Origin of the sequence: Chitinophaga pendula (assembly GCF_020386615.1) — a bacterium.
Classification (GTDB): domain Bacteria; phylum Bacteroidota; class Bacteroidia; order Chitinophagales; family Chitinophagaceae; genus Chitinophaga; species Chitinophaga pendula.
Map to the genome: position 1 here is coordinate 3349607 of NZ_CP077769.1, position 14197 is coordinate 3363803.

Annotated in this window: 16 protein-coding genes and 1 pseudogene; 6 read left to right on the forward strand and 11 right to left on the reverse strand. The window is 42.5% G+C overall.

Annotated elements, in window-relative coordinates; all coding sequences use genetic code 11:
- Positions 1–115: 115 nt before the first annotated feature.
- The 3 genes from KTO58_RS11600 to KTO58_RS11610 all read right to left on the reverse strand — a co-directional run bounded on the left by KTO58_RS11600 (position 116) and on the right by KTO58_RS11610 (position 2389).
- Positions 116–349, reverse strand: coding sequence for a hypothetical protein (locus KTO58_RS11600; RefSeq protein ID WP_225860208.1), 234 nt, complete (start codon positions 347–349; stop codon positions 116–118).
- Positions 350–524: 175 nt separating this feature from the next.
- Entirely contained in the window at positions 525–1292 is a 768-nt protein-coding gene (locus KTO58_RS11605; RefSeq protein WP_095839203.1) for a LytR/AlgR family response regulator transcription factor, read from the reverse strand.
- Positions 1289–2389 (reverse strand): sensor histidine kinase, encoded by a 1101-nt coding sequence (locus tag KTO58_RS11610; protein ID WP_157753019.1) that lies wholly within the window; start codon positions 2387–2389, stop codon positions 1289–1291. The genes KTO58_RS11605 and KTO58_RS11610 overlap by 4 nt, the downstream gene beginning before the upstream one ends.
- Positions 2390–2671: 282 nt before the next feature.
- Between KTO58_RS11610 and KTO58_RS11615 the strand changes: the two genes are divergently transcribed.
- The 3 genes from KTO58_RS11615 to KTO58_RS11625 all read left to right on the forward strand — a co-directional run bounded on the left by KTO58_RS11615 (position 2672) and on the right by KTO58_RS11625 (position 5019).
- The gene (locus KTO58_RS11615) at positions 2672–3445 is read left to right on the forward strand and encodes a hypothetical protein (protein ID WP_095839201.1); all 774 of its coding nucleotides are present in this window, start codon (positions 2672–2674) and stop codon (positions 3443–3445) included.
- Positions 3446–3607: 162 nt separating this feature from the next.
- Complete coding sequence (locus KTO58_RS11620) at positions 3608–4213, forward strand: hypothetical protein (protein ID WP_095839200.1); 606 nt, start codon at positions 3608–3610, stop codon at positions 4211–4213.
- Between the two features lie 35 nt (positions 4214–4248).
- Positions 4249–5019 (forward strand): PoNe immunity protein domain-containing protein, encoded by a 771-nt coding sequence (locus tag KTO58_RS11625; protein ID WP_095839199.1) that lies wholly within the window; start codon positions 4249–4251, stop codon positions 5017–5019.
- A 144-nt stretch (positions 5020–5163) separates the two neighbouring features.
- Here KTO58_RS11625 and KTO58_RS11630 read toward each other — a convergent pair whose 3' ends face one another.
- On the reverse strand, positions 5164–6069 hold the full coding sequence (locus KTO58_RS11630) for an aromatic alcohol reductase (RefSeq protein WP_095839198.1): 906 nt from the start codon (positions 6067–6069) through the stop codon (positions 5164–5166).
- A gap of 88 nt (positions 6070–6157) precedes the next feature.
- Entirely contained in the window at positions 6158–7057 is a 900-nt protein-coding gene (locus KTO58_RS11635; RefSeq protein WP_095839197.1) for a helix-turn-helix domain-containing protein, read from the reverse strand.
- 170 nt (positions 7058–7227) lie between these two features.
- On the opposite strand from KTO58_RS11635, the gene KTO58_RS11640 reads away from it, so the two are divergent.
- Positions 7228–7665 carry an RrF2 family transcriptional regulator gene (locus tag KTO58_RS11640; protein WP_095839196.1) on the forward strand — a complete coding sequence of 146 codons (438 nt, stop codon included), beginning with the start codon at positions 7228–7230 and terminating at the stop codon, positions 7663–7665.
- A gap of 55 nt (positions 7666–7720) precedes the next feature.
- Entirely contained in the window at positions 7721–8920 is a 1200-nt protein-coding gene (hmpA, locus tag KTO58_RS11645; RefSeq protein ID WP_095839195.1) for an NO-inducible flavohemoprotein, read from the forward strand.
- Positions 8921–8949: 29 nt separating this feature from the next.
- On the opposite strand, the gene KTO58_RS11650 is transcribed toward hmpA, so the two are convergent.
- The gene (locus KTO58_RS11650) at positions 8950–10515 is read right to left on the reverse strand and encodes an FAD-dependent monooxygenase (RefSeq protein WP_095839194.1); all 1566 of its coding nucleotides are present in this window, start codon (positions 10513–10515) and stop codon (positions 8950–8952) included.
- Positions 10516–10556: 41 nt separating this feature from the next.
- Positions 10557–11381, reverse strand: coding sequence for a helix-turn-helix domain-containing protein (locus KTO58_RS11655; RefSeq protein ID WP_095839193.1), 825 nt, complete (start codon positions 11379–11381; stop codon positions 10557–10559).
- 52 nt (positions 11382–11433) lie between these two features.
- Between KTO58_RS11655 and KTO58_RS28920 the strand changes: the two are divergent.
- Positions 11434–11694, forward strand: a pseudogene (locus tag KTO58_RS28920) (YnfA family protein); the annotation flags it as partial.
- Here KTO58_RS28920 and KTO58_RS11665 read toward each other — a convergent pair.
- From KTO58_RS11665 to KTO58_RS11680, 4 genes are all read right to left on the reverse strand, one after another.
- On the reverse strand, positions 11634–12242 hold the full coding sequence (locus tag KTO58_RS11665) for a class I SAM-dependent methyltransferase (RefSeq protein WP_095841599.1): 609 nt from the start codon (positions 12240–12242) through the stop codon (positions 11634–11636). The pseudogene KTO58_RS28920 and the gene KTO58_RS11665 overlap by 61 nt on opposite strands.
- A 22-nt stretch (positions 12243–12264) precedes the next feature.
- Positions 12265–13326 carry an ACR3 family arsenite efflux transporter gene (arsB, locus tag KTO58_RS11670; RefSeq protein WP_095839192.1) on the reverse strand — a complete coding sequence of 354 codons (1062 nt, stop codon included), beginning with the start codon at positions 13324–13326 and terminating at the stop codon, positions 12265–12267.
- Position 13327: 1 nt separating this feature from the next.
- Complete coding sequence (locus KTO58_RS11675) at positions 13328–13744, reverse strand: arsenate reductase ArsC (protein ID WP_095839191.1); 417 nt, start codon at positions 13742–13744, stop codon at positions 13328–13330.
- Between the two features lie 74 nt (positions 13745–13818).
- Entirely contained in the window at positions 13819–14151 is a 333-nt protein-coding gene (locus tag KTO58_RS11680) for an ArsR/SmtB family transcription factor (protein ID WP_095839190.1), read from the reverse strand.
- Positions 14152–14197 lie beyond the last annotated feature (46 nt).

Here is a 14197-nt window from a genome sequence, read left to right on the forward strand (position 1 = left end):
TGTGGACATTTTTACCCAAGGAGTAGTTATGTATTATTGAGGACGTGGCTGGTATTATTAATTAATGATGCCCGAAAACCGATGTAATGGGCATCATTAATGTATTGTTGCACGTTTATTCTTCTTCCGATCTGTCAATAGCATCCTTTTTTTGTTCTTCCGGGTCAACGTCTTCTTCATCCCCATTTTCGGCTATCTTTCTGATGACTGATGAAACGGGGCCTTCCATTTTCTCTTGCGGTTCAGGGCCTAAGGTTTCCGGATCAGGCTTGATAGGCGAATCATTTTTCTCTTTCTCGTTGTTGGCTTTTTTGTCCAGCTCTTTTCCTGGTTTTTTGTTTTCCGTCATATAAAAAGTTTTAATTCCCTAAATCAGGAAACAAAATCGTGCCAATGAGGTTGTTCAGGACCTGGCATCACAGATGCAGCAAGTAAGAGTGCTATGAAGAGGTAGATACATGTAGCTACCACAATGCAAGCCAGCTGATCCATGGTTTGAACATTGGTACGGCTGACGGCGTGCGTTAGTAATCCAGCCACATTTTAAGCAAGGGAGCTTTTGATCTGCTGACGATGATATCTGTATCTCTGTAATTCTTTATTTCGATTTTGAGCTTACCATTGAATTGGTTATATACTTTTTCGACGGAGTCGATATGTACGATATACTGTCGGTTTGCTCTAAAAAACAGTGCAGGGTCCAGTTGTTGTTCGAGGGTCTCCAGTGTCTGGGGGATGACCATTGTTTCTCCATTGAACAGATTCGCGTAATTGCCACCTACCTGGCTGGAGAAGAAGGCAATATCTTCCACATTAATTTTCTTATAGCCATCCCGGTATGGAATCAGGAAGCGGGTCCTGTACTCTTTGGGTTGTATGTAATTAAGCAGGTTTTCGATCAGCGTATGTTGTTCGAAGGTGTGTTTGATCAAGTCTTCATATTTCAGGATTGCTGTTTCCAGCTCTTCTCTTTCAATAGGTTTCAGGAGATAGTCTAAACTGTTATACTTAAATGCTTTGATAGCATATTCATCATACGCAGTTGTAAATATAACCGGGCTTTTTACATTGGCGAGGTTAAATATCTGGAAGCAAAGTCCATCTGCCAGGCGGATGTCCATAATGATCAGATCTGGAGGATCGTTTTTTGCGAGCCATTCCACCGCTTTTTTTACACTATCCAAAATAGCCGATACTTCAATGACCGGCCTTATTTCAGAGAGGAACCTTTGCAGCCTTTCTGCATTAGGTTCTTCGTCTTCCATGATCAATATTTTCTTAATCACTTTCATTTGATAAGAGGTACTGTTACCGTAAAAGTTTCTTTTGTTACTTCCACAACAGGTTTTCTATCGGATAATAATGCATACCTGCCTAAAATATTCTGTAACCCTATGCCTGTAGAGGGTGTCGGCTGAAGCAGCGGTAACAGGACATTAGAGACGACCAGTTCATCATCTTCGGTCGAATATATTTCAACGGTCAGTGGATTACCTTTTTCTGTACTATTATATTTAAGTGCATTTTCAACAAATAGCTGCAACGTAGCGGGAGGTATCTGTAAGCTGAGTTTTGCGTTAGCTATATTGATGTTAAAAACAGCGCCCTCTCCTATCCGGTTTTTAATCAAAAAAAGGTAGGCATGGAGGAATTTAAGTTCTTCCCGCAATGTAATCAGTTTGTTTTTTGAATTAACCAGCAGGTACTTATATACTTTCGCAAAGTTCTCGGTATACGCATGTCCTAATAGCGGATCTTTCAAAATCAACTCTGAAAGTACACTCAGGTTATTGAATACAAAGTGGGGATCTACCTGTAGTTTAAGTGCCTGTAGTTCTGTTTCGGCAGCCAGTTGTCTGCTTTCGGCTGCTTTGATCTTATACTCCGCGGCCTGCATGGCTGCCCTTTTCCAGTTAGTAACCAGATAATGTACCGTGTTGAGTGCTCCCATCATCAACACCAGCAAAACCGTAGCGATCACTAAATACCATGATTGCGTTATTTTACTCTCTGATAATTTCATCTTTGGGTTACCCAGCGTATACAAATAGATAATACCCAGCACAATTATAATTATTAATACTCCAACGATCTGAATGATCGACTGTATGAGCAAACGTATCAGGGGATGCGTTGTCCATGGTATTATTCTATTTAACACCTTATCTATGAAAAATATCAACTCTAAAAAGAATATGCTAAATATCAGGTTAACGAAAACATCAATAATTATCTGGTAAACCGGCACCTCGAAAGCTTTCTTCCACTCAGCGTAAGGCTGCAGCGTAAATACGATCATATACGATCCTACAAAAGCAAATGTAACCAGCCATAGTCGTTTTCTCCAGCTATTCTTCTTGGGGTAAGATATTCCTTCCTGATTATCCACAAATTTATTTTTAGATCAACTTTTGAACATTCATGATATTACGGCGAGTATCATTTCACCCCGCAAAGCTACTAATATTCGAATAAATGTTGCGGGTCACTTTCCTTTGCTGGTGAAGAAATCCGCGGAATTAACGCCTACACAAAAGGGTATGTCAATTCACCTGGGCAGGGCGACCATTCACCCGGGAATTTCGTCAGTTCAGTCAGAAATTCACAAGAGTACATCCCCGCTGCGCCTAATTTTGGCACCACAAAAGAAATTAACATTAAAAATGCAAGTATGATAGTAGCACCTAAAACACCAACTGATCAAAAAAAACACTTTAACAATATCGACAAAATGAAGAACAGATTACAAGTTCCCGGAATAAAGCAGGTAGTTGCTCTTTCCCTTTTGGTCACATCGACGCTCACCGTTTCTGCCCAGAAATCCGTTGTATTAGATGCGTTTTCCAAATACGGCATTGATGCCAGCCTCTTGGAGCCTACGACTTTGCAACAACCTACTGACTATGCTTATGACCTGAAGGCCACTTCAACGGCTGCTGGTAAGCAAACGGTCACCATGGCTCAATACGACCCCTCCAAACCAGCAGAAGAGCGTTGGACCGTAGTGTCTGTGAACGGACAATCTCCCTCCCGCGGAGAAGTTAATTCCTTTAGAAAAGAGCATGCTAAACCTGCATCTTCCAGCCGTGCAGACGACGCATCCTACAAGATCGACAAAGAGACTGCAGATTACCTGTTGATCAGTTATAAGCAGGATCCGACTTCTCTTCCCAAAGACGCTAGCTTTATGAAAGATTGCAGGATGTATATGACCATCAATCTGAAGACCAAGAAAGCAGAACAATCGCAGGTACTCAATGAAAAACCCGTGAAGATCAAAATGCTTACGGCGGAAAAATTTGAGATCATGGTAAAATACAACTGGAATAGTGAGGCGAAACGTTACTTCACCGTAAGTGAAGCACTCGATATGCAGGCTAAGTTTTTAGGCCAGACTGCAAATGTAGAGACTGCGTCCGCCTATTCTAATTTTGCTAAAAAATAGTTGCTCATCCGTGTTGATTGATACCATCCATTTTTTTATTGCTCAAACAAAGTCGCATAGGTTAATACTTATGCGGCTTTTTCATTTGGAAGGAATTTTCCAGATAAGTAAGATTGGATAGGTTGCGGCGAATCGTTAAATTTACTTATAGTAAATTCCTATATGAAAAGAAGAGCCCGCTCTATTGTACTGTGGTATACGCTGTTGTTTACCGGCTTACTCACTGCATGTGACAGCCATAGATCATCCTATGAAACGCCGGCACCGGTCGCTGCTGTTGACAGTGCACATCCCCCCAGCGCGCAGATCGCGGATGATGTAAAATTCCGTACTACCCTTTCCAGCTTTCAACACGCCGTAAAATCGGATACCCCAGAGATCATCGCAAAATATATACACTTTCCCTTGCAAACTGCTCCCAAATGGTTTGATGAAGACCTTTCACACATGCAAATAGACAAGTCAGCAGGCAAGGTCAGCGCGAGCGAATTCAAGGAGTACTATTCTAATATCTTCCATGCCGATGTAAAGCGACTATTACCTTTGGCGGGTGAAGAAGACATCACAGAGATTGATGAAAAATCAGATGAAGACTATTACAATCTACTAAGGGCTGAAACCGATAAAGGCTCAATGCTATACGAGATATACTTTCAATATGCCGTAGAAAGTAATAATAGTGAAAGTTACTTCTCGTTTATATTTGGCCGTATTAATGGGGACTATAAAGTGCTAGCCTACTATGGGAAGTGGCCAGCAAAAATATAGTATTAGTTCCTGTAGCTTAAAAAAATATCTATATCATGACATTTTTCAAGAAGTTGTTCCGCAGATCAGAGGAAACATTATGTCCTAACCAAAGGGCTCCTCTTAAAAATGCTAAATATTTCGAGGCGATGCTTACAAAACAGGATAAGATCCTACAAAGGACGAGCGCCACGAATGAGGAGTTAACCGCCGCCGGTAAGCTGACCTCTTACAACTATTGGGCGTTGGCGGTAGATTATCTCAGCAAAATATACCTGATTTATTCCATGGGAAAGCCCATCACTGAATGTTACGACCTTTTTATAGCAGCAGCCCGACTATATGAAAAATCATGGGATCCGGATTCAATATATCCAGATATGCTCGATATGGTATCACTTGGCTACTTATTACAGGTACCGGATCAAGAGTTTGGCTACATCGTACAGTATGTCCAGCAAGCAGACCAGCATTCCAGCGAACCTAAATGGACACCAGACGGCGTATTATGGTTTATTATTAATGCCAGAATGCCCGGAGGGCCGAAGCCAACATCCGTTATCTGGCCTAAAATATCCCAGGATATCTTTGCAATAACAAAGATGCAACGGCCCCAGGCGGAAATAGCCATGAAGACTTACCTTGACAAATGGTATCAACTACATTCACAGGATCCCTGGTATGATAACCACAAAAAGGAGTTGTGTTACAAAGGCTATTGGGCCTGGGAAGCCGGCGCCGTCGCTAAAATAATGCAACTGGACGATTCTTCTTTCAAAGACAATCCCTACTATCCATATGAGCTTGTTCATTGGACCGGGCCATGAGCGCAAGCGTCGATGGTCCAATCGTTATTATGCATTGGAAAATGTATCTATTATAAGTCCGATCAGGAAAGCGGACATTGTAACCGACACTATGCCCAGCAGGTAGGCAGCGCCAACCTGCAGATAATCAGGAAGTACGATCTGCTATATATCCAGGATATTTTGCTTTGCCCATTGTACGACATCCGTAGTGGGTATATTGTGCTGTTGATTGAATGTTCCTGCCATCGGCCAGGCTACCCCCGGTTCTGTAAATACGAGGCGATAACGTTTAAATGGATTATCCGGATCCCTTTGTAATTCATCTTGCAAATAATCATTACTCCATAATACGCGTTCGAATTTCGTATTGAAAAGATGTTCCATTTTATGGGCAATATCTGCAAATGTTAGCGTATCTCCGGCAACAAAAACAACCTGATCCAATATCCCTGGCTCGTGGAACAAAATAGCCACGGTCAATGCCCCAATATCTTCACAAGCGGTCAGCGTAAGGGAATGCTGCCAATCGCCAAGTCCATGCACGATACTCTCAGACAGGCTGATTACACCAAAATCTTCCCGAAATAAAAAGCTGGTGATCATACCGGTGGAGACTATGATCCAATGAGTTTGATCTTGCGCCCTTAGCAAATCCCGAACATCTAGCTGCTCGTCAAATGTGGGTTGCGCACTCCCCCGCCCTATTTTATCATAATCTACTCCAAATTGCCACGGTACATATCTTTTCACTCCAGCTGCGATTACGGCTTGGGTGATCTTGACCTGTATGCCGGCACCTATAGAGAATCCACTACAACAAATGATCGTATCATATTTCCGGAAAACATTCACCAACATGGCAATACTATCGTTCTTCAGATCTACTGCCTCGATTATAATATCTTTGAACTTGGGCTCCAGGACCACCTTGCTGCTGCATACTGTTGAAGGTTGTACAAGTACAGCGATACTTATTGGCGCAGCGTGGCGTTGTCGATAATTGTACAAACTGTTCAACATGGCCAAACCTACTTCGCCAATCCCAATAATTAAAAATGATTGTTTCATTGCTTTACCTATTATTTATTCTAAAACAAAGGTAAAATCACCATAACTCGTCGTCATTGCAAATAAACGGCGAACTATTGCAAATAAACTATGCCAGTCTATACTGAAGTGGCGTGCGACCGGTATGTTTCTTATAAAAATTCTGGAAATGGGCTACTTCCTGGAATTGCAAACACCAGGCGATCTCCTTCATACTATAGGCGGTATGGCGCAGTAAGACATTTGCTTCCAGCAGTAGACGTTCATGCAAAAGTGCCTGCGTAGTTTTACCTGTGGATCTTTTGAGTGTCTTATTCAACCTGTCAACTGTTGTATTAAGCAGCTGCGCAAAATATGCAGGTGTTTTATCTGGCAACGGATTATCTACACTTATGTGTAGAAAGACGGCTTCAAGAGTGCTGAAAAAAAATGAAGCAAGGCTTTCATTTTGTTTGTTGATCGCGCTCGTATCCTGCTGTTCCATTTTTTGTGTAAAATGGATGATATCAAAAATACGGTTGCGGATCAAGTCTTCTTTAAATGTATAAGCTGTTTGGTATTCGGTCTCTATTTCCTGAAATATACTCATCATTTTTTTATATTCCTCGTCATTCAGAGACTTCGTATATATGCCTTTCGTTTTAAAAACTGGCCAGTTGGCAAGGATAATTTTACTGGTTCCTCTGAGAAAACTCTCACTGAAAACACAATATTTACCGGTGAATCTTTTATCATTAGTTTTGAAACGACACTGCGTCATTGGGTCAATGAACACGATTGTATTGCCTTTTATAGGTATATGTTGATTATTGGAATGATAGACCGCTTCGCCAGTGAGCAAGGCAATTTTATAGAATGGCTTACGTTGGATCCTGTCACAAGCAGAGATATCGGCTTTAAAGTGCTGCCATGAAAAAGTATCAAAATATCCCAGGAAATTGTTCTTCTCTATTGATTTCCCATCCAGGTAATTTTCATAGAAGGCACTTACATCAACAATTTTTTTCACGATGGAATACTTTACCCGCAAAATTACTAATTAAATCAACCGTTTAAATGTTTCCCGAAATTCACCCTCTCCCTTTTGCAGGCTAAACCGACTCCCATAATAAAAGATATTTTTGTCTTTTATTATCATACCACTATCTTTGTATCGTAACTAAATTACAAAACAGATATATGGCTATCTTTTCTAAAACATGTGAATACGCCATGCGAGCGGTTTTCTACGTTGCGCAGCGATCTCATGAGGGATATAAGGTAGGCATAAAGGAAATCGCGGGACACATAAACTCGCCGGAACCTTTCCTGGCCAAGATCTTACAAAAACTTAGCCGGGAAGGATTGATCCAGTCGGCTAAAGGGCCTAGTGGCGGCTTCTACTTTGATGCGGCTTCACTGAACAGACCGCTGGCAGATATTGTAACAGCCGTAGATGGCAGTGAAATATTTACCGGGTGTGGATTGGGGCTCACCTATTGCTCGGAAAGCAATCCATGCCCACTACACGAGGATTTTAAGAAAGTCAGGAACCAGATCACGCAGATGCTGAATAATACTACTATTGGGAAATTCAACCTTGGGCTGATCAAAGGAAAGTTCACACTTAACAAGTAGTTTTTTTTACCCTAATAAAGGACTAAAAAGTCCTTTATTATTAAAAATATACAACATGACAGACGAACAAAAGCGACTTGTAGCAGCGACAGTACCAGTGCTCAGAGAGCACGGGGTATTATTGACCACTCATTTCTATAACCGTATGTTTACCCATAATCCCGAACTCAGGCATGTATTCAACATGGGGAATCAACAGAAAGGGAAACAACAGACGGCGTTGGCCATGGCGGTATTAGCTTATGCGGAACATATAGAAAATCCATGCTCATTGATGCCTGTGATAGACAGTATCGGACACAAACACACCAGTCTTAATGTCCGCCCGGAACACTATGCCATGGTTGGGAAACACCTGTTGGCTTCTATCTCCGAAGTACTGGGAAAGGCAGCCACACCCGAGTTAGTGGAAGCCTGGAAAATGGCGTATCAAAAGCTGGCAGCTATTATGAGTGGCCATGAGCAGCACCTCTACGCGATGCAAGTGAGTAAGAATGCAGGATGGACAGGCTGGAAGCCTTTTGTTGTAAAACGGAAAGTAGAAGAATCCGCAGAAATCACTTCTTTTTATCTATATCCCGCTGATGGTGGTGCAGTAGCAGATTTTCTTCCGGGGCAATACATCAGTCTACGATTGTTTTTACCCGAGCTACAACTCCTACAGCCTCGACAGTACAGCATTTCCTGCGCTCCCAATGGTGAATACTATCGTATTTCGGTAAAAAGGGAAGCCGGAGCTACTTATCCGGATGGTATGATCTCCAATCGACTACACGATCATATCAGGGAGGGTGATGTTGTTGATCTGTCAGCACCTGCTGGTACTTTCACGCTGAATCCCAACAAGACCAGACCCAAGGTGTTTATCAGTGGAGGAGTTGGCCAAACCCCCTTGATGGCCATGCTGGAGGCACTGACAAGCCAACGGACAGATGTTTCTATTACCTGGATACACGGATGTCGTAATGAAGCCGTACATGCTTTTAGAGACCGGCTCACACAATTAGCTGGCGCACATCCTAATCTCGATCCTCATATTTTCTATGATCAACCTACTGCACCGGCCCAGTATAAAGGCTGGGTAGATCTTTCGGTACTCAAGGCAAAAATATTGCAGGAAAATGCCGATTATTACCTCTGCGGACCAGCACCATTCATTACCAGGCACCATACTTTCCTGGTTGAAAATGGGGTAAATACTGGTGCTATACATTTTGAGGAATTTGGGCCAGCTTCCCTTCAATTAGGCAATTAGTTAACTAAACAAGTATGCAAAAGGGGGCTTTACCTCCTTTTGCTTATAAACCAACGCGCAGCGGCCTTTTGTAATTCATCGGTATCAGGCGCATTCTCTGCCACCCAAGCGACGATTCCATCAGGACGTATAAGCAAGGCTTTTAATCCAAGCGAGTCCTTTACGCTACCAGGCATATATCTGATCCGATCACCATAATCCGCAACCCACATTTTGAGCGAAGTATTGCCTTCAAAGTCTAACAGTATACCTTGTCCATCGTGCATTTGCTCTCCAAGGAGCAGACCTTCTTCGAACTCAAAGTTGGGAACACTCAGACCGACCAGTGGTTGATCACTTTCCAGATCGTAACGAGTATGAATGCCCCGTACTCTTGCTGCAATATAGGTAGTGCCATCTTCGGTATCGATCAGGTCTCGTATAATCGCATTTAGCGCGCGAGTACCGGGATCGAGGCGCATGACTGCTACCTGGGCACGGGACCAATCCAGCACCTGTGCGCCGATGGGATAACGTTCGATGTAATAGCTGTCCAGTAGCCCGTCTGGCGCGTTGTCATGGACGGTTGCCGCGAGCTTCCAACCCAGATTCATGACGTCGCCCAATCCGAGGTTAAGGCCCTGGCCACCCAACGGCGAATGAATATGCGCGGCATCCCCAGCTAAAAACACCCGTCCATTCCTGTAACTAGTGGCCTGCCGTGCGCGGTCTGTCCAGGAGGTTGCCATATGTAAGACTGTAAGTGTAACATCGGCACCTGAAACCCGGCGTAATACCTCCTGCACATGTTCAAGTGTAATAGGCTGTTCCCCATTGTGAAAAGCGCCCGCATCAAAATCCTGTATTCCAAAATAACCAGGCTGTGATTGTATGTACATTCCCGTAGGTGTTGCGTTCCGGCCGGGTTTGAGCTTTTCAGGGTCCGCAATATCCACCTGCACTGAATAACCTGTGAATTCGGGTTCAGTACCCGCGAACTCAAAACCACCCGCCTTACGCACGATACTACGGCTACCATCACAGCCAACTAACCATTTACCTGTAAATGATTGGTCACTTGATTGAACAGTTACATAGTCCGAAGATTGCTGAAAACTAGTAATTGCGCATCCGCGCTTGATCACTACGCCCAGTGTTTCTGCCCGGTGCGCTAATATGGTCTCGAGTTCATCCATATCGGATAATAAATGAGTATCCGTAGGACCTGGTAAACGTATCTTCCATTGAGAAGTGTCAATACTGTCGAAGTAAAATGGAATACCGGCAAAATGTCCTGCCTGACGACGTGGAAGTGGCCCCTGTTGTGGCGCTATTACACTATGCGGGTTTTTAAGGTGTTTGTGTATCTCCAGATCCTTTAGTAAGTCCCGACGATAAAGTGCATCTATGGTGGGTGCCGAGAGCCCTCTGATACCAAAAGGACGTTTTTTCAATGGGGAATGTGGGTCCTCTGCCCTTTCCAGTACCAGAACGACACATTTGCGCAGTGCCAGTTCGCAGGCGAGGAATAGACCAACCGGCCCTGCGCCCGCTATGACTACATCATAAGTAGCATGATCTTGTAAGTATCCGTTGTTTTCAAGTGTACCTTTCATAATAACATGATTGAAACACAAAATTCCGGAACCTTCTTTTATTAGGCTTGTATAAACGCGACAAAATCGTCGCTTATAGTCTGCTTCCTTTTTTTTATTTTTCTTGCAAATGCGGCAGGCGTAGTACCACTATAGCGTTTAAACTCCCTGCTCAAATGGGACTGATCGGTATAACCCATTTCATGAGCCAAGCCTGCAATATTAGCATCAGGGTAAAGCCATAGTTTATTCCTTACCTGCTCAAAACGTATCAGGCCGGATACGTCCTTAACTGTGTAGCCGGAAGATTGCTTAAAACTTCTTTCCAATGTGCGGACAGTCGCATGAGCCGCTGCCGCAACCTGACTTACAGGTATAGCTCCATTTGCCGCTCTCATGGCAACTCCCGCTTTGAACAGCATGCTATCAACAGCCACCCTTGACCTTGCATCCAAAAAGTGTTGTTTCACATGGTCTATTGCAGACTCGATCCTACCCTCTTCAACAAATTCATTCAACTTGGATTGAAGTCGGGCTAAAGGATGTTCAAATATGTGCACACTATTTTTATCGGAAGGTAGACCGAGTAGATCAAATACCATCCACGGATAACATCTGATGCCGATGACCTCCAACCGCCTTTCCGTATAGACATGAATAGGTTGGTTGAGCAATCCCATCATGAACGGTGAAGGTAAAGGTTGAAGACTTCCGTTATAAGAAATGCTACAAGAACTGCCAAAATGAAAAATGATTTCAGCATAACCATCAGGAAGTACTTCAATACTTGATTGTTGTTCTTCGAAATCCCGTCTCTCATACCAAAAGCACCTAATGGAATCCTGTAACGCTTCAGGAGCTTCGAATTCTTTGTGCTGACGCTGCATATTACCGTAGCTTTTATCCTGATACTTTACGGGGTAGTCGCCTACCTGGCAAACTACTAACTTTGCTCGTAATTATGCTACTTATGGCGGTATTTTTACTGTACTTACTTCAATATGGGCATGGAAAGTAGATGGCTTTCGGCCGGACCGTTACGACATCATCGTAGCCCTTATTGCACTGATCGTTGTGGTATTATCTTTCGTGCTCCCACGTCTGTTCAATAGACAGATAAATAACTTTACAATTGTCTTCTATGTACGTTCAAAAGTACAAAAGATAAAATTCTGTAGCTTGCCCGCGGGTGTTTTATGATCTTCCGTCGAACAGGTTATTTTCCGAAAAAGTGGTGCAAACCGATCCTCCATACTTTTTTCATCATATTGTTGAATAGCTAGTCCGCTACATTTTGTTGGTCCCGATATGGAAAATGTTCCAATGATCAGATGACTGGTAGCGGCAATAGCCGCAGTCTGAACATAACGATATTGTTGGTCGGGATCTCTGAGAAAATGAAATGCTGCGCGATCATGCCATAAATCATAAGTGTGCTCGGGCTTAAAATCGTTAATATCAGCTTCAATCCACGTTATCAGATCCGCCGACTTACCCAGTCGCTGTTTCGCCCGTTCAAGTGAATGCGCAGAAATATCCAAGACAGCCAGATTTGTATATCCCTCGTTAAGCAAAAAATCCACAAGCATACTATCTCCACCTCCTATATCAATGATACGGGCATCCTTTGCTAAATTTAATTGCTTGATAAGCGACAGTGACATGGAAGGCACTGCCTGTGTCCAGCTTACATCATCAGGTTGTCTGGTCTGGTAAATATGTTCCCAATGCTCTTTAGATGCTATCATCAGAACCATTTTTATCGTCAAGTTAAATGAAATATTTTTTTCTGAACTTAACGGCCAGATTAACAAGAGCAATCAATGCAGGTACTTCCACAAGCGGCCCAATCACTCCCACAAAAGCCTGACCACTATTAATACCGAAAACGCCAATAGCGACTGCAATCGCCAGTTCAAAATTGTTACCTGTAGCAGTAAATGCAATAGAAGCGCTTTGCGAGTAATCTGCACCAGCTTTCTTTCCGGCAAAAAAACTAACCACAAACATCAGCAAAAAATAGATCAACAGGGGTACCATGATGCGTATTACATCCATTGGAAGCCGCATGATCAAATCCCCTTTCAAACTGAACATAATCACTATGGTAAACAATAAAGCATACAACGTAATAGGCGATATCATAGGAATGAACTTTTGCTCATACCATTTTTCACCCTTCATTGCAACCAGCCCATACCTGCTGATCACACCTGCGGCAAAGGGGATGCCCAGGTAAATACCAACACTTTCAGCAATCTCTGTTATGGTAATGTTAACGCTGATACCTGTGACTCCAAACAAAGGAGGAAGCACAGTAATAAATAAATAAGCATAGACACCATAAAGGAATACTTGAAATATACTGTTGAGTGCCACCAAACCAGCAGCGTATTCTCTATTTCCCTCTGCCAATTCATTCCATACAATGACCATTGCAATGCACCGGGCCAATCCAATTAACACCAATCCTGTCATATATTCTGGGTATCCATGTAAGAATAAAAGCGCCAACGCAAACATGAATATCGGTCCAATTACCCAATTCAGCAACAAAGAAACACCCAATATCTTTATATTACGGAATACCTTACCAATATGCTGGTAACGTACTTTTGCAAGTGGTGGATACATCATCAACACTAATCCAACAGCCAATATTATATTAGTCGTTCCATTACTATAGCTATTTATCCAGTTAGCAGATGCCGGTATAAAATAACCCAATGCAATCCCAGCTGCCATCGCTATAAAAATCCATCCTGTTAAATACTTGTCCATAAAACCAAGCCGTTTGCGTTCTGTCACAGGATTGCTATTATTAACACTCATATTAGGCTATATTTTGTTCAATAAATCTCCCGCTATACCGCTTAATCTGCTCACGTACTATTCTGAACTGATCCATAATCTCGTCTTCGCTTCCCTTCGCCTTTGCAGGATCGGAGAAGTTTTCATGAAACGTCTTTGCTCCTGAGGGAAAGAAAGGGCAGCGTTCTTTTGCATTATCGCATACTGTGATGACAAAGTCAAAATCAATCTCTTTATATTCATCTATGTTGTTGGAAGTATGACTAGATATATCAATACCATCTTCTGCCATTACTTTGACAGCCCGGGAATTCACGCCATGTATTTCTACCCCCGCACTATACACTTCCGCATTGCCACCTGCAAAATGTCTCAGGTAACCTTCAGCCATCTGACTGCGACAACTATTGCCAGTACAGAGTACCAAAATCTTTTTCATATAATTATTTATTTGTGTTATAGTTTACGATCGTACAATCATCGTAATATTGCGATAATTATGCTCAAAAAAAATCAACAGCAATCCTGATTAGTTAAGTTTACATCTTTAAAGAAGCTATTAAAGAGTATTTGATATTGTTTCCATATTTTAGGATTAATACAGTAACACACACTGGCACCCTCTATCGTACCCTGAATAATACCCGCTAGTTTCAGCTCTTTCAGATGTTGAGATACGGTGGCTTGTGCCAGTCCTAATTCCTCTACAAAATTACTGGTAATGCAAGTGTTTTCCTTTACCAGATATTGTAAGATTGCTATACGTGCGGGATGGGCTATTGCTTTAGCCATTGCGGCTATGTCATTCTGTTCTTTAGTAAATAAATCTGTTTTAGTGGTGCCCATCTGAATAATTATATCGCAATATTACGATGATTAAATACAATTACCA